Genomic DNA, 19,143 nt, shown 5'->3' with positions numbered 1-19,143 from the left:
TCAAACGCCCCCCATTTCTCCAGATTCGTATAGTGCGCAGGCAAGCGCCGTCATGCCGGCAGTCTCGCAGCGAAGGATCCGCCTTCCAAGTCCAACGGATACGGCTCCTGCATCTTCGGCCGCTCGGCATTCCTCTTCCGTAAAGCCGCCCTCGGGTCCAACGACCAGCAGCAAGCTGGCCTTCTCGGCCGACTCCGGCAGCGCCTGCTCTACAAAAGGCTTCAGCACGTCCCTCAGCTGGGAGCCATGCTCTTTTTCATAACAAAAATATACGGCATCATAGCCGGCAAATGCTGCAAGCAGATTTTTCCACGACAGAGGCTGTTCAACAGACGGTATCCGGTTACGATGCGCCTGTTCAGCCGCCTCCTTCGCAATTTTCCGCCAGCGCTCCAGCCGCTTCCCTTCCTTCTTGGCATCGTACTGAACAATCGTTCTGTCCGATAGGAAGGGCACAAAGGACACCGCTCCAATCTCGGTGCACTTTTGGATGACGGTCTCCATCTTGTCGCCTTTCGGCAAGCTCTGAGCGATGCTAACTTGCAGACGCGGTTCCTGCGTCATCTCCATGGGTTCAATTACAACGGCAGTGACACTGGCCGCTTCGATGCCTTCAATCTCCACCATGGCTTCGCGGGATACCCCATCGCTTACAATCAATTTATCACCAAGCCTGCCTCGCATGACCTTGGTAATATGACGGGCGTCATCGCCCGTAATCTCAACACGGTCTCCCTCGAATTGTGCGGGAGTCACAAAATATCGCTGCATCTTTATCCTCACCTAACTCCAAAATCGCCAAACCCCATCATACAACTTTTCGGGCAAACTGACCAGAGAAAATCCGCACCTCTTACCCCCCGAACATCTTAATGAACAGATTCAAAAAGTCGATGGATAATGCATGCGCCGCATCATATAATGGCTTAATCGTATATCTCTGAAAGGTTGGCAGCAATATGATCAATAGGAATATAAGTATCGACCACTGCTCGAACTTCTGAATCCTCGCGCTTACGCGCGGAGGAAGCACATTCTCAAGAATCCGGTAGCCGTCAAGCGGTGGCAACGGAATAAGATTAAAGAGGCACAGAAAGAAATTGAGCAGTATAAAGGTATTGAAAAACAAATGGATCGCTTGATCTGTTTTGGTAACGCCGATCGGCTCGATCACACCGAACTGATAGAGGCCCGCATAGATCAGCGTTCCAAGTATACCTAACATGAGATTGCTCAGCGGGCCAACCGCCGCCACAATGATGCTCATACGGCGCGGGTTGCTGAAATTCTCACGATTGATCGGAACCGGCCGTGCCCAACCGAAACCTGCTATCAGCAAGAGAATAATCCCCAGAAAATCAAAGTGCACCGCCGGATTCAGCGTGACCCTGCCCAGCAGCTTAGCCGTTGGGTCTCCAAATTTATTCGCAAAATAGGCATGCGAGAACTCATGCACAGTAAAGGCAATAATTAAAGCAATCAGATAAAAAGGAAGTTGTTCCAGCGGATAAAATAACAGTTGATCCAAAAAATCCATAATCAGTTTTTCCTCGCTACGAACGCAACCCAATCATCCTCGCGGCAGATGTCGGCAATTTCGAAACCGGAGGCAATCAGCGCCTTCTCTACAATCTCTTCTTTGTTCTTGTAAATGCCCGAGGCAATATACGCGCCTCCCGGTTGAAGAGCCCGGTATACATCGTCTACAAACAACAGGATGACCTCAGCCAAAATGTTAGCTACTACAACTTGTACCGGCAGCGTCACGCCCAGATCCGATTGATTGGACGAATGGGTGAGTACCGATAGCAGATCACTTTCCTTCACCGTAATCCGATCTTCCAAGCCGTTAAGACGGGTGTTCTCCATTGCGCTGGATACGGCAACCGGGTCCAGATCGAGCGCCAGTATCCGTGAAGCTCCCAGATGCGCTGCGCCGATGGAGAGAATACCTGAGCCTGTCCCTACATCGATGACTTCCTCTCCGCCCTTGATCACCATCTCCAGTGTGCGCAGGCATAACGAAGTTGTCGGATGCGTTCCTGTGCCGAATGCCATACCCGGGTCCAGCTCAATGATCGATTCTTGATCGGATTCCGGCGTGTACTCTTCCCAAGTCGGCTTGATCGTTAACCGCTCGGACACGCGGATCGGCTTGAAATACTGCTTCCAGGCCGTTGCCCATTCATTCTCATCGACCGTCTTCATCTCATACTTGACTTCACCTGTATCAATCCCGAATTCCTTCAGTTCATTCACGCGCGGGGCAATCTCATCACGGATCGCTTCCAGGGTAACCGTCTCATCAAAGTAGCCTTTAATAACGGCTTGCCCTTCAGGAATATCGTTAAACGGAACGATCTCATCAAACCACTGTCCAAGGGATGTGTCCCGCTTCTTGTTCGTCGTACCGGATTCTTCGATCGAAACGCCGCCGGCTCCCGCCTCATGCAGGAAATTCGTAATCATCTCCACGGCTTCCTCCGTGGTATGTATCGTTAATTCATGCCATAACATGTGCTACTGTTCCTCCTCATTCATACATAAGTATTATTGTACTATATTGAGGACCCCGGATACAAAGTTTGTACTAAAATACCATGATGACTTTTCTCGCAAGTCGTTCGAATAAGAAAAACGCTATCGACGTACAATCTCAGAAGACAGACCGCATACGGCGGAAGATTTTCTTGCGAACGAACGATGGTAAGCCACCGATGTTTATACTTTCTTATCTCTTCAAAAAAAGCCCTGCTTACCACCTCTGTAACAAGTAGGTAAGAGGGCTCTTCATAAGCTATAACCATAACGATTAATCTACATTTTTACTGGTTTCATCGAGAATTTTCTTCAATTGGCGTTCATCCGCCGCCTCGCTTCTGCGCAGCGCTTCCACATCATCGTGGTCGGCTGCCATTGCCGAAAATTCAACATCCTCCGCCTTGGCGGATTGCAGCGCAATCATCTTCTCGGTTTTGCTCGAGATCTTCCCTTTTTTTACGCGTCTCATCATGGGTGTTATTCTCCTTTCCGATATAAACACTCAGAGTTTGTGCCTGTAACCTCAAATCATGCCGCCGGATTCTTCGATTAACCGCATGGCTTGCGGGAAGACACCTTCGTCCAGTACAACCGTCAGCAAAATATCCCGGCCTTCGGTTCCGTCCTCCCCGGCGCGGCTCATCCCGCTGGCGGACGGGTCCGCCGCCCCGAGAATACCGGCCCCCGGGCCCGAAATATCCGCATTTAAGGTCAGTGTTGTTAAGCTTGCAATGTTGCCTGTCAACGGATTCATCGGATTGTTGAGCTCCCCGCCGGGATCGGCGCTAAACCGGTCGATGGACATATCCGCAACGCGCAGCGACTGTAATTTACGGGCTGCATGCTGGGCTTCTTCCGGACTTTTGAAATATGCCAAAATATTTTTCTCTGCCATTTCATATCACCTGCATTTCCTATTCAAGATTGCATCTTCCTAGATGGAACTTCCCTAGGTTGCTTCATCGTCAAGGGTTTTATTCTTGAGGAATCGGGCTGTTTAAGCTGACAGAACACCTAAAGGCACCCTTCCGTTCCCAGAAACAAAAAAACAGCAGGCCCAAGGTTGATTACCTTAAGCCTGCTGCTGTTCTTTAAGCTATGAGGGGGGTTAACCCCATAAGTTTGTATTAGTCACCGCGGAAAGCTTTTTTTACACGGTCAAAGAAAGACTGTTCCTGCTCATGGGTCTGTTCGCCATCAAGGGAAGCAAACTGACGAAGCAGCTCTTTCTGTTCATCACTCAGCTTGCTTGGCGTAACGACCACAACCTTGACGTGCTGGTCACCCTGTCCCATGCCGCGAAGCCGAGGCACCCCTTTGCCTTTCAGGCGGAAGAAGGTTCCCGTCTGCGTACCGGCCGGGATCTTCAGCTTCACTCTCTCCGTCAGCGTCGGGATCTCAATCTCGTCGCCAAGCGCAGCCTGAGCAAAGGTAAGCGGCACTTCGCAATAAATATCGTCCCCTTCGCGTTCGAAGAAGTCATGCGGCTTCACGCGGATGACGATATACAAGTCACCGGCCGGGCCGCCGCGGAAACCGCCTTCGCCTTCACCTGTCATGCGAAGTTGAGCTCCGTCGTCCACGCCGGCAGGCACGCGAACATGAATCTTGCGCTGCTTCTTCACTTTGCCATTACCGTTACAAGTCGAGCAGCGGTCTTTGATGATTTTCCCAGTTCCGTTACAGTTCGAGCAAGCACGGCGGTTTACCATGCGTCCAAACGGCGTATTTTGCACGACTTCTTGCTGCCCGCTGCCGTTACACACTGAACATGTATGCGGCTGCGTGCCCGGCTTCGCACCGGAGCCGTGACATGTATCGCATGTCTCCGTTCTCGGAATGGTAATATCCGTTTCCTTACCGAATACCGCTTCCTTAAATTCAACCGTCATCGTATATTGCAGATCGTTCCCCCGCTGAGGCGCATTCGGATCACGGCGTCCATTGCCGCCAAAGAACATATCGAATATATCTCCAAAACCGCCGAAATCACCGGAGAAACCGCCTCCGCCCATGCCTTGGTTCGGATCGATATGACCATACTGGTCATATTGCGCACGCTTCTGACCATCGCTCAATACGTCGTAAGCCTCTTTCACTTCCTTGAATTTGGCTTCCGCGTCAGCGGCTTTGTTCACGTCCGGATGATACTGGCGAGCCATTTTGCGGTACGCCTTCTTGATCTCATCGTCCGATGCATCCTTGCCGACACCGAGCACCTCATAATAATCACGCTTATCAGCCACGGTTTCACCCCAATCTCTTTATTACTCTTTTACATAAGGAAAGCCAAAGTGCGAAGATGCGCAGCTTTGACCTTCCCATACAATCTATTCAGATTAACCTTTGTTTTTATCTTCGTCAACAACCTCGTAATCTGCATCTACGACATTGTCTTTATTAGCAGCACCTGAGTCGGCGCCTTCAGCACCCTGCTGCTCTTGTGCTGCTTGCTCATACAGCTTCACGGACAGCTGCTGTACGATTTGAGTCAGCTCCTCTACCGAAGCGTTAATCTCTTCGAGGTTATCGGATTCAAGGGCCTTCTTCACTTTGTCTTTCGCTTCGTTCGCTTTTTCCACTTCGGAAGCGTCGACTTTGTCGCCCAGATCCTTGAGTGTTTTTTCGGTCGTGTATACGAGTTGGTCCGCATTGTTGCGAGCTTCTACCAGCTCTTTGCGTTTACGGTCTTCTTCGGCATGAAGCTCGGCGTCCTTCATCATTTGTTCAACTTCAGCATCGCTCAAGCCGCTGGAGGACGTGATCGTGATCTTCTGGCTCTTGCCTGTACCTTTATCCGTCGCCGAAACGTTTACGATCCCGTTCGCATCGATATCGAAGGTAACTTCGATTTGCGGCACGCCGCGTGGTGCTGGAGGAATGTCTCCAAGCATGAAGCGTCCCAGCGTTTTGTTGCCGGCAGCCATTTCGCGCTCACCTTGCAGCACGTGAATTTCAACGCTCGGCTGGTTATCGGCATACGTGGAGAATACTTGGGATTTGCTTGTCGGAATCGTGGTGTTGCGGTCGATCATTTTGGTGAATACGCCGCCTGCTGTCTCGATACCGAGGGACAACGGAGTTACGTCGAGCAATACGACGTCTTTAACGTCACCTGTCAATACGCCGGCTTGAACAGCTGCTCCAAGAGCAACCACTTCGTCAGGGTTGACGCCTTTGTGAGGCTCTTTGCCTGTCAATTTCTTAATCGCTTCCTGTACGGCAGGAATACGAGTGGAACCGCCGACAAGGACGATTTTATGAATATCGTTAGCTGTCAAACCTGCATCGCTAAGCGCTTGACGAGTCGGGCCAAGCGTACGCTCTACAAGGGAAGCAGACAATTCTTCGAATTTAGCACGAGTCAGGTTGATCTCAAGATGCTGAGGCACGCCGTCAGCAACCGTGATGAACGGCAGCGAAATCGTAGTTGTCAGTACGCCGGACAATTCCTTTTTCGCTTTTTCCGCAGCGTCTTTCAGACGTTGAACGGCTGCCTTGTCTTTGCTGAGATCGATGCCTTGCTCTTTCTTGAATTCGGCTACCAGGTAGTCAATGATCACTTGGTCAAAGTCGTCGCCGCCAAGCTGGTTGTCCCCGCTGGTTGCTTTTACTTCGAAGAAGCCATCGCCCAATTCCAGAATGGAAACGTCGAATGTACCGCCGCCAAGGTCATATACCAGGATGGTTTGGTCTTCGGATTTCTCCATGCCGTAAGCCAATGCAGCAGCAGTTGGCTCGTTGACGATACGGAGAACCTCAAGACCTGCGATTTTACCGGCATCCTTGGTCGCTTGACGCTGGCTGTCATTAAAGTATGCAGGAACCGTAATAACCGCCTGGGTTACAGGTTGGCCCAGGTAAGCTTCCGCATCGGATTTCAGCTTCTGCAGAATGATGGCAGAGATTTCTTGCGGCGTGTAGTCTTTGCCGTCGATCGTTTCTTTGTGATTTGTACCCATATGACGCTTAATGGAGATAATGGTGCGATCCGGGTTGGTGATCGCTTGACGCTTCGCTGTATCCCCAACGATACGCTCGCCGTCTTTCTTAAATCCGACAACGGATGGAGTCGTACGAGCACCCTCCGGATTCGGAATAACTACTGCTTCCCCACCCTCCATTACGGCTACGCAGGAGTTGGTTGTTCCTAAGTCGATACCAATAACTTTGCTCATGTAAAATTTTCCTCCTTATTCATTCACGCGAATCCTCGCATGATCTTCATCAATTTTTATATGATAAACGACTATCGAAAGTCGCTTACATGCTCACTTTAACCATCGCAGGTCTTAATACTTTATCTTTTAGCATATACCCCTTCTGCACTTCCTCAACCACGATGCCTTCCTCGTATTCATCGCTTTCCACCTGCATGATCGCTTGGTGATACTCCGGATTGAATGGCTCGCCTACGCTCTTCATTGCCGTCAAGCCTTCGGTAGCGAGGACCGATTCCAACTGGCGGAAGATCATGCTGACTCCCTTGGAGAAGGATTCAAACTCCGGATTCTCCTCGGATGCCTGAAGGGCACGCTCAAAGTTGTCGATGACAGGCAGAAGCTCCGTAATCAGTTTGGAGGAAGCATATTTGCCCAGATCTTCTTTCTCCTTCTGGGTGCGACGACGGAAGTTATCGAAATCCGCTTGTACTCGCAGGGTACGCTGCTGGTGCTCCAGCACCTCGGCCTGAAGCTTCTCAAGCTCGGCTGATCCGGCTTCATCAGCCGACTCGGTTACAGGAATCTCCTGTTCGGGATTTACGGCTTCCTCCGCAGACCTGCTCTCACCCGAGTTTGGCGTGTTTTCGAAAGTTTCTTCCATCGTTTCTTCTGTAACTGTATCTTGAACGGCATCCTTATGCTCATTATTCAAGACGCCTTCACCTCCTTCATATTATAAAACAGACTGTCTGTGATTCATTTTATCCTTTAAGCGTTATTCGCCTATTTCTTTCATCTTGATCACGTGGTGAATCCGCAGCACGGCTGCGGCAACTTCGCCGGCTGCCCGCAGGCCGTGAAGTTTGACCGGAGCCGGATCCAGCACGCCCAGCTCCTCATAATCCACAACCCGGCCGCTGTCGCAATCAATGCCCATGCAATCCGAGTCTGCACGGATTTGCGCTGCTCGAACTTCTTCCATCTTCTCGAGCGGATTGTAACCGGCATTGAGAAGTATCTGCGACATCGGCTTGCGCAGCGCCGCCGAAACGGCTTCCATGCCGAAGGCTTCCATGCCTTTCTGAGCCTCCCGGATTCGTTCCAACTCGTAGGACACCGCGAGTTCGCTTGTCCCGCCACCCGGAAGGACACCGCCGGAAACGGCAGCCTGCAGTGCCGAGGCCGCATCTCCCGCAATTCGGGCCGCCTCGCCTACTACTTCCGAAGTGCTTGCCCCAACAATGACCGTCACGATACGGTCCCGGTCTTGGCTACCGCTGGCCAGCCTGATTTTCTCGATGCCTTCATCATAAGCGACACGCGGGGTATCACCCAGAAGGGCCGCAAGCTCCTTCGAGTCTTTATGTAACGCCTTACGGCGTACGGGAGTAGATCCCGTCATATCGCTTACCCGGCGAAGATCCGCACGTGACACGCGCGGCACCACCATTATGCCGTGATCCAGGCAAAACTGCTCCGCATCCGGATGGATGCCTTTTTCAAGCAGGATGAGTTTTACGGACAGCTCGGACAATCTCTCTAAATCGGAAGCGAACACTTTTCGGAGGTCCATATACTGCGCAAATCCGGCTTCGGTTGTGAGCGCCTCATCATCAATCTCATCCGGCTCAAGAGAATCATACAGCACCAACACTTTTGCATCGTCATAAGACTTGGACTCGCGGGCGAAGATCGGCCGCTGCCGGAGCAGTACCCCCTCGAACACTTCATTCTCGGCATTCTCCAGGGCAATTATACTGTCTGCAAGCGAGTAGGATGGGTCCTGAAGACGGGTGATTCCGGCTTTCCGCGCGGCTTGCATAATCAGCTCCACGATGTCCTTCCGTTCCCGCCCCGCAACGTACACCGTCCGTTCCAGAAGCGGATCATCCAATCCGTCAATCTGCCGAACCCGTTTGGTTAAGAGCTGCATCGACTTCTCAATTCCCTGACGCAGTCCTTCCACCACCTTGGAAGCAGGCACCCCGCGGGTTATGCGGGAGACTCCTTCCTGCACAAGTGCGCCTGCAAGCACGGTAGCGGTTGTGGTTCCGTCGCCGATTTTCTCCTGCTGCGCTCGTGCCACCTGAATGAGAAGGCGCGCTGCCGGGTGGGTGACATCCATTTTATCCAGAATCGTCACCCCATCATTGGTAATGACCACTTCGCCGCGGGGACCCACCAGCATCACGTCGAGCCCCTTGGGACCAAGCGTGCCTTCTACAGCGGACGTGACGGCCCGGACGGCATTACTGTTGTTCAATAGCGTAGAATAACGTTCATCTCCGTCCACTTGGCTATGTTGTCCTTGGCTCATCTGTCTCACTCCTTTATTTGTACCAGTGTGACAGCAGCTTCGTCAGGTCATGGGATAACACATTCAAGATGCCGATCACCCGTGCATATTCCATTCTTGTAGGACCGAGAATGCCAATCGAACCTAGCGCTTTTCCGTCGATCGAATAAGTCGCAGTGATCAAACTGCAATTGGAAATCGCTTCATGCGTATTCTCCGTACCGATCTTCACCTGGACACCATGCTCACCGGGAGCAGGGGCCATGAGCTTCATCAGCGCGGGTGTCTGCTCCAGAAGCTCGAAAATTTCCCTTACCTTATCAACATCCTTGAACTCCGGCTGATTCAGCATGTGGGTCGTGCCGCTGAGATATACGCCGCGATGGTCTGGTTCATTGTTGAGGGCGATATCCAGCATACTCATGAGATCTTCATAATGTGAAATATGCCGCTGCATTTCCTCACCAATCTCCGTATACAAACGGGTCTTGAGTTTATATAGAGGCACATTGACCAGCTTCTTGTTCAGAAGATTTACCACTTGCTCCAGATCCGAAACGGATACACCCTGCGGAATCGAAACAATCTTGTTCTCGACTTGCCCTGTGCTGGTTACGATGATGGCTACCGCTTGATCCTCATGAAGAGGAAGAAGCTGGAAGTGACGCAAAGACGTATGAAAAACTTCCGGTCCCAGCAGGATGGAAGTGTAATTAGTCATCTGAGACAGAATGCCGGCTGTATGCTGTATCATCTGCTCCATCACGTTCAGCTTTTCTGCAAAAAAGGATTTCATCATATGCAGTTCCGCAGGGTTCAAGGAAAACGACGACGTGAGATGATCAACATAATAACGATATCCTTTATGTGACGGAATTCGTCCAGCTGATGTATGAGGCTGCTCCAGAAAGCCGAGTTCCTCCAGATCAGCCATCTCGTTACGAATGGTTGCCGGACTGTATCCGACATCCCCGCGTTTGGAAATGCTTCTTGAACCAACCGGTTCGGCAGAACGGATATAGTCATCCACAATGGCATTCAAAATCATGCGTTGACGATCTGTTAACATGTCGCTCCCCTCCTTGCTGACTGCTTATTTTCACTTTCGTTAGCACTCATCGCCATCGAGTGCTAACCGATATAACAAAAATACCAAACCGACCTGAGGATTGTCAAGTCAGTTCAGTACTTTAAGAACAGCTATTTCGTCACATGCATGCTGCTTCTTGCAGTGAATGCAGTCGGTCCATACTTTCTCCGGAAAAATCTCCTTCTCCACGACGGCAAAGCCGTTTTTGATGAAAAAGGATACCTCATACGTCAAGGCCATCACTTTCGGAAGCTCACGACGTTTCGCTTCTTCCAGAAGGGAGTCCACCAGCATGGAGCCGATTCCTTGCCCTTTATATCCATCAGAGATACCGAGTGAACGAATCTCCACCAGATCATTTCCCAGCTGACACAACGAACCGCAGCCGATCACGTTCCCTTCGGATTCGGCTACAACGAATTCCCCGATTTGTTTCTCCAGCACTTTTTTGGACCGGGGCAGCATAATCCCCTTTTCCGCATAACCCTGAATCATCTGATACAGCGGCTCGACATCCTCTAACTTCGCCTTTCTGCATACCGCCGACATGGTGTCAGTCTCCCCTTTACACGCTCCGTCATGTTATGAATAAATATACAACAGAGCGCATATAAGTTCAATAGATTAATTTGCTGACAAGCTGCCTATAAATTCGGCGAACACATCGTTGCCGAACAAAATGCCTTTACTGCTCAGTTTATATCCGTCATCAGTGGAGTCGAGAAGTCCCGCACCTACCATTTTATTCAGCGGGCCGGCGAATACTTCTTCCATGGAAGTCCCGAATTGCTGCCGGAATCGGCTGCGCGAGACGCCATCCAGCACTCGGAGCCCGACCATGAGGAAATCCTCCATCGCTTCTTCCCTTGATACCTCAAAGCTCTCCAATCGCGGAAGTCCTTGATTCGCTGCTTCATTATATGGGTTGACGCCTTTAATGTTCACATGGCGCTGACGACCGACGTATCCGTGCGCTCCCGCGCCCAAGCCATAATAATCCTCGTTGCGCCAGTACGTCATATTATGCCGGCTCTCAAAGCCGGGTTTGGCAAAATTACTGATCTCATACTGTTTATATCCGGCAGCCTTCATCCGCTCCATTAATAGAAGATACATATTCAGCTCGTCCTCCTCATCCGGAAGCGGCAGCTGGTTTCGCTGGTACATCGTATGGAACAGCGTATTTTCTTCAACCTTCAAGCTGTAGATTGAATAATGCGGGAGTCCAAGCTCTAGCGCCTTATCCACGCTTTCCGCAAGCATGTCCAGCGTTTGGTTCGGGAGCCCGAACATCAAATCGATGGACATGTTATCAAAGCCTGCCGTTCTCGCGTTCTCGAGACTTCGATACACATCATCCGTATCGTGAATCCGGCCGATGCCGGTCAGCAAGCTGTTCTGGAAGGCCTGCACCCCGAAGCTGATCCGGTTCACGCCGCCTTCGCGCATGACGGACAGTTTCTCCAAATCCGTGGTGCCGGGATTCGCTTCCATCGAAAATTCAATACGATCGGACCATTCCGGAAAATGGCGCTTCACGCTCTGCAGGAAGTATTCCATTTCATTTGGCTTCAGCACCGTAGGGGTCCCGCCGCCTACAAAAATGCTTTTGATTCGTCCCGGCGGGTTGGCCTGAACGGTCAGCTCCATCTCCTTATCCAGCGCCCGCAGATAATCCATCACCGGCTGATCCTTCAATACATAGGAATTGAAGTCGCAGTAAAAACATTTATTGGTACAAAACGGAATGTGAATGTACACCGCTTCCGTCCGTTGATCGTTTGCCGTCATTCTTTTCTTGCCCCCTCATGTACACCTCTAGCATGACTTACTTTAAGTGCGAGTTCAAAAAGTCAGGTTTTCAGCACCGAGAAGGTTGGATGAAGCTAGGGACTGAGGAGCGGAGCGTAGGCAAAACCTACGTGAGCACCGGAAGGCCCGGCTGAATTCAATATTCGATGTCGATTTAGCTTCATGTGCTGCTTCGTGATCAAAAGATGACTTTTTGAACAACCTCTTTAAGTAACTTCTCAGAAGTTCCTTCTCTACTATAACGCGATGCCTCTTGGAATGAAAGAAAGGAAAGCCGAGAATCGGCTTTCCCCATCATTTACTTCATCAGACTATATCCGTAGGACCAGCCCAGCCCGTTACCTCGAAGGCCTGCCATTCCTAGGCAAAATTACTTGTCGTCGATTTTCAGTACCGCCATGAAGGCTTCCTGCGGCACTTCCACGCTGCCGACTTGCTTCATCCGCTTCTTACCTTCCTTCTGCTTCTCAAGGAGTTTCCGTTTACGGGAGATGTCACCGCCGTAACATTTGGCAAGAACGTTTTTGCGCATCGCTTTAACCGTTTCACGGGCCACAACCTTGGTACCGACAGAAGCTTGAATCGGCACCTCGAACATTTGACGAGGAATCAGCTCGCGCAGCTTCTCGCAAATCGCCCGGCCGCGGTGGTATGCACGGTCCTTATGCACAATAAAGGACAAGGCATCCACTTGCTCGGCATTGAGCAAAATATCCATTTTGACCAGGTTGGATCGACGGTACCCGGACAGCTCGTAGTCAAACGAAGCATATCCTTTGGTGCTCGACTTCAACTGGTCGAAGAAATCATACACGATTTCCGACAACGGAATTTCATAGGTAATGGTAACGCGCGTTGTGTCCAGGTATTCCATATTTACGAATTCGCCGCGTTTATTTTGGCAGAGTTCCATGATCGCTCCGACGTAATCGTTCGGAACGATAATGCCTGCTTTAACATAAGGCTCTTCGACATAATCGACCTTGCCGACCTCAGGATAATGGGACGGGTTATCGATCTGGATCTGCTCCCCGTTCGTCAGCGTAATGCGGTAAATCACGCTCGGCGCCGTTGTAATCAGCGGTATATTAAACTCGCGTTCAATCCGCTCCTGAATGACATCCATGTGCAGCAGGCCCAAGAATCCGCAACGGAAACCGAATCCGAGCGCGCTGGATGTCTCCGGCTCGAAGCTTAGCGATGCATCATTAAGCTGCAGCTTCTCGAGCGCCTCGCGCAGATCATTGTAGTCTGACGTTTCGATTGGATACAGACCGCAGAATACCATCGGGTTGATTTTGCGGTAACCCGGGAGCGGCTGGGCCGTCGGACGCTTGGCATCCGTTACCGTATCGCCGACCTGCGTATCGCCAACGCTCTTGATGCCAGCCACGATGAAACCGACATCTCCGACGTTAAGCTCGTCCACGATGGACATGCGCGGCTTAAACGCCCCCACCTCAATGACCTCGAAGGTTTTGCCGGTGGCCATCATCTTGATCTTGGAGCCGGCTTTAATACTTCCGTCAATAACGCGCACATATACGATGACACCTTTATAAGGATCATAATGGGAGTCGAAAATCAGCGCTTTCAACGGTTCTTCCGAATCGCCTGTTGGCGCAGGCACTTTCTGAACCACCTGCTCCAGAATTTCCTTGATTCCGATACCCGCCTTGGCAGAAGCTAACACCGCATCGCTGGCATCCAGTCCGATGACATCCTCAACTTCCTGCTTCACCCGCTCGGGATCGGCGCTTGGCAGGTCAATTTTGTTAATGACGGGCAGAATTTCAAGATTGTTATCCAGTGCCAAATATACGTTGGCCAATGTCTGCGCTTCAATTCCCTGTGCAGCATCCACTACGAGCAGCGCGCCTTCACAAGCGGCCAGGCTTCGGGATACCTCATACGTAAAGTCGACGTGCCCTGGAGTATCAATCAGGTTCAATATATACTCCTCGCCGTCATCGGATTTGTAATTCAGGCGAACGGCCTGCAATTTGATGGTAATCCCGCGCTCTCTCTCCAGATCCATCTGATCCAGTACTTGCTCTTGCATTTCACGCGAAGTTAATGCCCCCGTAAATTCCAAGATACGGTCAGCAAGCGTCGATTTCCCATGGTCTATATGTGCAATGATACAGAAATTACGAATTTTTTGTTGTCTAACTTGTACGTCTGTCATGCCTAACCCCCAACAACCACCAGATGTTTGAATCAACTTATTATACCAGTTGAGGGGATGCACAGCAATGCTGAGAATAAAGGTGAATTTATTCCGTGATCGATCCGAACATCGACACGACCCAGCGTATGCTTTTGTCAGACAGCTGCTGGAGCAGTCCTGCCGTCTTGTCGGCAAGCACATCGGCAGGCGGCTGCGAGCGTTCGGGAAGCAGGATGTCGCTAGGCATAGGCTCATATTCTGGCAGTGTCTTACGAGCGTCTTGTTCTAGAACAGCGGACTCTGATGCGGGAGGGTTCTTGCGTGTCCCTCCCCATCCATTCCCTTGGGCAGCCCCGCCTTGCGGATTCAGAATATGGTCTTGCTGCACAGTTTGCACGGCTCCGGTACCGTCTCCCGGTACTGGTGCCTTTGCCCCGCCAAGCTGCATGCCGACCAATATGCCGATGCCTGTCCATATGATAAGAGCCACCAACCGTTTTCCCATTCTTGACATCACTGAGTCCCTCCCCGATTTACCCGTTCACGCTTGCTCCGCAGTTGCCGCCGGGCTGTTAACCTGCTTTGGCTGCTTGATCCTCCGTACCTTTTTTGCTTCCGCCCTTGGGTGCCGCCGAAACGGACTGCTTCTTCGTTTGATCATCTTCTTTTTTCACACTGGCTTTTTCCGCCTCTTGTTCCTGCCAGTACACATCTGCAATGATGTCCGCCAACGCTTCAGCCGTCCGCTGCAATTCTTCCTTCGTATTATCGATGCCGCCGATTTCAATCAGGATGCTGTTCGGTGACAGGGATTGATTATATTCCCCGTTCCCTTGATCCGCCGATTTGCCCCACACGCCCCGGGATACCCCGGGATAGGACTGTTCCAGCTTGGCATTGATTTTGCTTGCAAACGCCTCGTTCTGTCTCCAGTTCTCGTTCGCATGTCCGATGATGAAGTAAACCTTGGCGTAGTTAACGCCGTTGACGGTTGCCGTCGTTTTTTTATAGCGCTGCGAATCCCGATGAATATCTATCAGGTATTGAATGCCGTCGTTCTGGGACATGGCCTCCATGACCATCTGGCGCGAGTATTTATAAGAAAAGTTGTAATTGTACCCTTCGATGGTAGATTGGTAGTCGCTTTTATCATGCAGGGTGCCAATTCCGTTGGCTTCAAGTCTTTTACTCAGAAAGCTTCCTACCAGCATGACGTTTTTACTCGGGGATACAGCCCCCGGATTGTCAGATGGATGCGAGAGCAGCGGGTTATATGCTTCCTGTGGGTGAGAATGATAGATGAGAACGGCTTTCTTTCCATTCGTGGACTTTCCGTCCTTAGATGTGTTTCCAGGCTCATTCTTACTGCCCGGCTCGTCCTCCGTGCCCTGATCCGGGGCATCCTCGCCATTGCCTTCATTGCCGATATCTCCCCGACCGCCTTGCGGCGGCTCTTCCCCGGCATCGGCAGGATCGCCTTCCGCCTGCCCCTCCGCTGGATCCGGCCGGTAATCCGCCGGTGCCTCCCCATCCTCGTTACCGGAGCCGTGAGACAGCTGTACCGGTTGGTTTGCCTTCATGCCTGGCAGTTCTCCCGCAAGAAGGCTTTTCGGGTCCCTGGGGTTCACGCTCGTAAGCAGTTCAAAGACGAAGGTCGACATTTTCTCGCCGGAGAAGCTTGAGGTTTCTTTGGAAGCCGTCATATGCGGCATCTCCATGCCGATCATATCGATGAAAAAATGGCTGGATAACGAAGCCGCCAACCCTTTCATTGACGATACGGGCGAGGAATTCATCCGCTGTTCCGCCATCCCTCCGAGCCCTAGCAAAATAAAAAATATAAGAGAGCCTAGCATCAATATAACGAGCGTTCGACCCATGCTCAGACCTTCCATAACCTTTCGTTTCAGTCTGGCAATATTCCAGATGCGAAACTTGCGATTGTTCATAACGATGTCCTCCTCGGTTCGCCGGGAGCTATAACGGCCATCATTCCGCCGTTCCCGCGACTTTCGTAATCTCTTATATTTCAAATCTATGAACCGGGGAGAATCGATAGAACTAGATCCATGAAAAATATAAAAGCTCCGATAGATTCGGAGCTTTTATACCGGGTTAGTGCGTGTACGCGCCTACATTCCCTGGATCCACAGCCTCATGCAGCGCTGCGTTCAGGCCGGTTGCCACGATATTGGCGATGTCCTCTATAAATTCGTCAATCTCCTTGGGCGTTACGATAAGGTCATGGCCCAGCGGCTCCAGAACTTCCTTCACCAGCGCCAGGCGGTCACCTTCAGGTATATCATGGAGCATGCCCATAATTTTGCCCGTCTCCGGCGCGCCTTCGCCAAAATGGGATTTCATGAGCTCAATCGCGTTATTAACGATGGTGGAAGCATAGCAGACGGTCGGAACTCCGATCGCAATGCAGGGGACCCCGAGAATCTCCTGCGTTAATCCCTTGCGCTTATTGCCGACGCCAGAGCCGGGGTGGATTCCGATATCCGCAATCTGGATGGTCGTATTCACCCGCTCCAGCGAACGCGAAGCTAGAGCGTCAATGGCGATGATCAGCTCAGGACGGATTTGTTCCACAATGCCTTGAACCGTTTCGCTTGATTCAATCCCTGTCAGACCGAGCACGCCTGGCGCTACGGCACTGACCTGACGATAGCCTGGCGCCACGCGATCCGGCATCAACTCGAAATACTGACGGGTGACCATCACGTTCTCCACCACAAGCGGTCCCAGGGAATCCGGCGTCACGTTCCAGTTGCCGAGCCCGACAATGAGCACGCTTGCCTTGGGTCCGATCCCGATCCGGGACATGAATGCCTCAAACTCACGGGCGAAGACAACAGACACTTGATCCTGAAGCCCCGTATCACCCTTGCGAAGATCGGGCACCTCCAACGTGACATAATGGCCCTTTACTCTTCCGATTTGCTTAGAGGCTGCATCGTTCTCCACGTCCAGCCTTGTAATCTTGATTCCGTCCTCCTGCACCACGTCCTCCATCACACCAGGAATGGGCGCACTGCCTTTGCCTCCCGCCAGTTCTCTTGATTCCACCGCCAGGTCCGTTCGGACCGAATATTTTTGCAGATCCAGATCCATATAAATTCACACTCCTCCTCATATTGCTAGTAGTGTGCGAGAGTAGGGGAGAGATTATGCAGAAGTCCGAATGAGTATTGCTTTTTGTCCACCCCCATGCTAAAATATTTTAAGTTGTGAATCATTTCGCTCTATTGAAATGCCTTACAGGAGGTGAATGTAATGCCAAACATCAAATCCGCGATTAAACGTGTAAAGACAAGTGACAAACGCCACGCGCTTAACATTTCTCAAAAATCCGCGCTTCGCACAGCTGTTAAAACTGCTGACGTAGCGTTGAACGGTACAGAAATCGAAGCTGCTAAAGTTGCTTTCCAAGCTGCTTCCAAGAAGCTTGATAAAGCCGTTACGAAGGGCCTGATCCATAAGAACGCAGCTGCCCGCAAGAAGTCCCGTCTGGCGAAAAGACTGAACGCTCTTACGTCCCAGGCGTAAGTAACGTTTGTTGAATACGACATGGAAAAAGCCCTGAACAGTTCACGCTGCTCAGGGCTTTTTGTGGTATGTTGATCGACGTACTCTTCTCGGTAGACAACCGCGTATAGCGGATTTTTCTCTTGCGAGATCAAGTTGGTAAGCCTCTGAAGTACATACTTTTCTGATCTCTCGAGAAAAAGAGCGTACGACTGCTCCCGCGGCCATACGCTCTTAACTTGTTGCGGATATGTTATGTTAAGCCCCAAGCCGCAGCAGAAACAATTCAATCCCCAGCACCTTATCCACGGCCCCCGTCTTCATCTGGTAATCCAGATTCGCCAGGTGGTTCAGTATACCTTCAAGGCGTGCCGTCTCAAACTTGCGGGCTTGCTCGCCCGCAATCTTCACCGCATAGGGATGCAATCCGATCTGGGAAGCAATTTGCTGCTGCGAGTAGCTCTGGGTAGATAGAGTCTTCACCTGCAGAATAATCCGAAACTGTCTGGTAATCAGCGCCGCAATCTTGATCGGCTCCTCGCGCTGCTTCAGCAGCTCGTAATAGATGCCGAGCGCCTTGTCCAATCGGAGATTCGCAATATCCTCTACTAGCGCAAACACATTCTGTTCCGTGCTTCGCGCCACCAGCATATCCACGGTTGCGACATCAATCGCTCCGCCAGCACCGGCATATAAACACAGCTTTTCGATCTCGCCTGACAAGGCCTGAAGACTGGTTCCCGCATTTCGCACGATCGCCTCTGCCGCACCTTCCCGCAGCGTGCAGTCACTTTTCTTCACCTGCTTGTCCACCCAACGAATCAAATCCTCTCCGCCCAAAGGCATAAAGGACAAAGCAACCCCCGATTTCTTGACTGCCTTGACTACCTTTTTGCGTTCATCCAGCTTTTCTTGTCCAACCATAAAGACAATCACGCTATAATCAGCAGGATTGGTCAAATAATCCAGCAAAGCCTCTGGACGATGATCCACTTTCCCGTTATCTTTTGCTGCGGTAAAAAATGCCGTATCCCTCACCATGATCAATTTTTTCTGAACCATAAAAGGAACCGTCTCCGCTTCTTCAATAACCGTTTGAATCGGAACTTCCCCTAAATCCATATGAACAAGGGCAAAATCACGGTCTTCTTTCGGGATCAGCTGGGCTTCCAGAAATTCGGCGAATTCCTTCATTTGAAATTTCTCGCTGCCATACAACAAATAGACGGCAGACACATCTCCCTGCTTAACCGCCTTGGCCGCCGCTTTGGCATCCATCGGCGTCCCCCCTTTCTACTCTGTACACTATACCAAAAAAGAGTGCCTGAATGCGATAGACGACAAGCATAAAAATGACATCGCCCATACGAAAACAAAGAGACCTCGGCTTTTGGCAGCGGCAAGGTCCCTTCGTCCCAACACATCTATATAAACGCCGGCAAGTATGCTCTAGAAACACCTCGCCGCCGGTCATACGACGGTAGTTGGTATCATGCTCTCTCTAATATATAGTGTATTCATATCTCCCGGCATTGGTGCA

At 51.1% G+C, this 19,143-nt stretch carries 18 protein-coding genes; 1 reads left to right on the top strand and 17 read right to left on the bottom strand.

The window, feature by feature from the left end; genetic code table 11:
* The 16 genes from PAEVO_RS01060 to gpr form a co-directional block, all read right to left on the bottom strand.
* The gene (locus tag PAEVO_RS01060; RefSeq protein ID WP_100535902.1) at positions 1 to 771 is read right to left on the bottom strand and encodes an RsmE family RNA methyltransferase; all 771 of its coding nucleotides are present in this window, start codon (positions 769 to 771) and stop codon (positions 1 to 3) included.
* 82 nt (positions 772 to 853) lie between these two features.
* Positions 854 to 1,537 carry a site-2 protease family protein gene (locus PAEVO_RS01055; protein WP_100535901.1) on the bottom strand — a complete coding sequence of 228 codons (684 nt, stop codon included), beginning with the start codon at positions 1,535 to 1,537 and terminating at the stop codon, positions 854 to 856.
* 2 nt (positions 1,538 to 1,539) lie between these two features.
* Complete coding sequence (prmA, locus tag PAEVO_RS01050) at positions 1,540 to 2,517, bottom strand: 50S ribosomal protein L11 methyltransferase (protein ID WP_100535900.1); 978 nt, start codon at positions 2,515 to 2,517, stop codon at positions 1,540 to 1,542.
* Positions 2,518 to 2,812: 295 nt separating this feature from the next.
* On the bottom strand, positions 2,813 to 3,013 hold the full coding sequence (locus PAEVO_RS01045; RefSeq protein ID WP_100535899.1) for a YfhD family protein: 201 nt from the start codon (positions 3,011 to 3,013) through the stop codon (positions 2,813 to 2,815).
* Between the two features lie 51 nt (positions 3,014 to 3,064).
* Positions 3,065 to 3,436, bottom strand: coding sequence for a hypothetical protein (locus tag PAEVO_RS01040; protein ID WP_100535898.1), 372 nt, complete (start codon positions 3,434 to 3,436; stop codon positions 3,065 to 3,067).
* Between the two features lie 232 nt (positions 3,437 to 3,668).
* Positions 3,669 to 4,787, bottom strand: coding sequence for a molecular chaperone DnaJ (dnaJ, locus tag PAEVO_RS01035; protein WP_100535897.1), 1,119 nt, complete (start codon positions 4,785 to 4,787; stop codon positions 3,669 to 3,671).
* Between the two features lie 93 nt (positions 4,788 to 4,880).
* The gene (gene dnaK / locus PAEVO_RS01030) at positions 4,881 to 6,719 is read right to left on the bottom strand and encodes a molecular chaperone DnaK (RefSeq protein WP_100535896.1); all 1,839 of its coding nucleotides are present in this window, start codon (positions 6,717 to 6,719) and stop codon (positions 4,881 to 4,883) included.
* A gap of 85 nt (positions 6,720 to 6,804) precedes the next feature.
* Positions 6,805 to 7,416, bottom strand: a complete 612-nt coding sequence (grpE, locus tag PAEVO_RS01025) for a nucleotide exchange factor GrpE (RefSeq protein ID WP_100535895.1) — start codon at positions 7,414 to 7,416, stop codon at positions 6,805 to 6,807.
* Positions 7,417 to 7,479: 63 nt separating this feature from the next.
* A complete protein-coding gene (locus PAEVO_RS01020; RefSeq protein WP_100535894.1) occupies positions 7,480 to 9,021 on the bottom strand; it encodes a TCP-1/cpn60 chaperonin family protein in 1,542 nt (513 codons plus the stop codon).
* A gap of 13 nt (positions 9,022 to 9,034) precedes the next feature.
* Positions 9,035 to 10,069: a heat-inducible transcriptional repressor HrcA gene (gene hrcA / locus PAEVO_RS01015; protein ID WP_100535893.1), complete on the bottom strand. Its 1,035-nt coding sequence runs from the start codon at positions 10,067 to 10,069 to the stop codon at positions 9,035 to 9,037.
* 108 nt (positions 10,070 to 10,177) lie between these two features.
* Complete coding sequence (locus PAEVO_RS01010) at positions 10,178 to 10,639, bottom strand: N-acetyltransferase (RefSeq protein WP_100535892.1); 462 nt, start codon at positions 10,637 to 10,639, stop codon at positions 10,178 to 10,180.
* Positions 10,640 to 10,714: 75 nt separating this feature from the next.
* The gene (gene hemW / locus PAEVO_RS01005; RefSeq protein WP_100535891.1) at positions 10,715 to 11,881 is read right to left on the bottom strand and encodes a radical SAM family heme chaperone HemW; all 1,167 of its coding nucleotides are present in this window, start codon (positions 11,879 to 11,881) and stop codon (positions 10,715 to 10,717) included.
* Between the two features lie 391 nt (positions 11,882 to 12,272).
* On the bottom strand, positions 12,273 to 14,090 hold the full coding sequence (lepA, locus tag PAEVO_RS01000; protein WP_100535890.1) for a translation elongation factor 4: 1,818 nt from the start codon (positions 14,088 to 14,090) through the stop codon (positions 12,273 to 12,275).
* 88 nt (positions 14,091 to 14,178) lie between these two features.
* Positions 14,179 to 14,589 (bottom strand): hypothetical protein, encoded by a 411-nt coding sequence (locus tag PAEVO_RS00995; RefSeq protein WP_100535889.1) that lies wholly within the window; start codon positions 14,587 to 14,589, stop codon positions 14,179 to 14,181.
* Between the two features lie 55 nt (positions 14,590 to 14,644).
* Positions 14,645 to 16,021, bottom strand: coding sequence for a stage II sporulation protein P (locus PAEVO_RS00990; protein ID WP_100535888.1), 1,377 nt, complete (start codon positions 16,019 to 16,021; stop codon positions 14,645 to 14,647).
* Between the two features lie 166 nt (positions 16,022 to 16,187).
* On the bottom strand, positions 16,188 to 17,189 hold the full coding sequence (gene gpr / locus PAEVO_RS00985; RefSeq protein WP_100535887.1) for a GPR endopeptidase: 1,002 nt from the start codon (positions 17,187 to 17,189) through the stop codon (positions 16,188 to 16,190).
* A gap of 162 nt (positions 17,190 to 17,351) precedes the next feature.
* Here gpr and rpsT point away from each other — a divergent pair, with 162 nt between their 5' ends.
* On the top strand, positions 17,352 to 17,624 hold the full coding sequence (rpsT, locus tag PAEVO_RS00980) for a 30S ribosomal protein S20 (protein ID WP_053489175.1): 273 nt from the start codon (positions 17,352 to 17,354) through the stop codon (positions 17,622 to 17,624).
* A gap of 237 nt (positions 17,625 to 17,861) precedes the next feature.
* On the opposite strand, the gene holA is transcribed toward rpsT, so the two are convergent.
* Positions 17,862 to 18,881: a DNA polymerase III subunit delta gene (gene holA, locus PAEVO_RS00975; RefSeq protein WP_100535886.1), complete on the bottom strand. Its 1,020-nt coding sequence runs from the start codon at positions 18,879 to 18,881 to the stop codon at positions 17,862 to 17,864.
* Between the last annotated feature and the right edge of the window lie 262 nt (positions 18,882 to 19,143).

The sequence above is a fragment of the Paenibacillus sp. GM2FR genome (assembly GCF_002803325.1).
Taxonomy (GTDB): Bacteria; Bacillota; Bacilli; order Paenibacillales; family Paenibacillaceae; genus Paenibacillus_AQ; species Paenibacillus_AQ lautus.
Note: the sequence above shows the minus strand (reverse complement) of the source record. Positions and strands in the feature narration are given on the sequence as shown.

Coding starts and splice junctions, on each gene's coding strand:
- PAEVO_RS01055 (WP_100535901.1), bottom strand. CDS start 1,537: ATGGATTTTTTGGATCAACTGTTATTTTATCCGCTGGAACAACTTCCT.
- PAEVO_RS00990 (WP_100535888.1), bottom strand. CDS start 16,021: ATGAACAATCGCAAGTTTCGCATCTGGAATATTGCCAGACTGAAACGA.
- lepA (WP_100535890.1), bottom strand. CDS start 14,090: ATGACAGACGTACAAGTTAGACAACAAAAAATTCGTAATTTCTGTATC.
- PAEVO_RS01040 (WP_100535898.1), bottom strand. CDS start 3,436: ATGGCAGAGAAAAATATTTTGGCATATTTCAAAAGTCCGGAAGAAGCC.
- hrcA (WP_100535893.1), bottom strand. CDS start 10,069: ATGTTAACAGATCGTCAACGCATGATTTTGAATGCCATTGTGGATGAC.
- dnaK (WP_100535896.1), bottom strand. CDS start 6,719: ATGAGCAAAGTTATTGGTATCGACTTAGGAACAACCAACTCCTGCGTA.
- PAEVO_RS01045 (WP_100535899.1), bottom strand. CDS start 3,013: ATGATGAGACGCGTAAAAAAAGGGAAGATCTCGAGCAAAACCGAGAAG.
- PAEVO_RS01010 (WP_100535892.1), bottom strand. CDS start 10,639: ATGTCGGCGGTATGCAGAAAGGCGAAGTTAGAGGATGTCGAGCCGCTG.
- prmA (WP_100535900.1), bottom strand. CDS start 2,517: ATGTTATGGCATGAATTAACGATACATACCACGGAGGAAGCCGTGGAG.
- gpr (WP_100535887.1), bottom strand. CDS start 17,189: ATGGATCTGGATCTGCAAAAATATTCGGTCCGAACGGACCTGGCGGTG.
- PAEVO_RS01020 (WP_100535894.1), bottom strand. CDS start 9,021: ATGAGCCAAGGACAACATAGCCAAGTGGACGGAGATGAACGTTATTCT.
- holA (WP_100535886.1), bottom strand. CDS start 18,881: ATGGATGCCAAAGCGGCGGCCAAGGCGGTTAAGCAGGGAGATGTGTCT.
- rpsT (WP_053489175.1), top strand. CDS start 17,352: ATGCCAAACATCAAATCCGCGATTAAACGTGTAAAGACAAGTGACAAA.
- PAEVO_RS01060 (WP_100535902.1), bottom strand. CDS start 771: ATGCAGCGATATTTTGTGACTCCCGCACAATTCGAGGGAGACCGTGTT.
- hemW (WP_100535891.1), bottom strand. CDS start 11,881: ATGACGGCAAACGATCAACGGACGGAAGCGGTGTACATTCACATTCCG.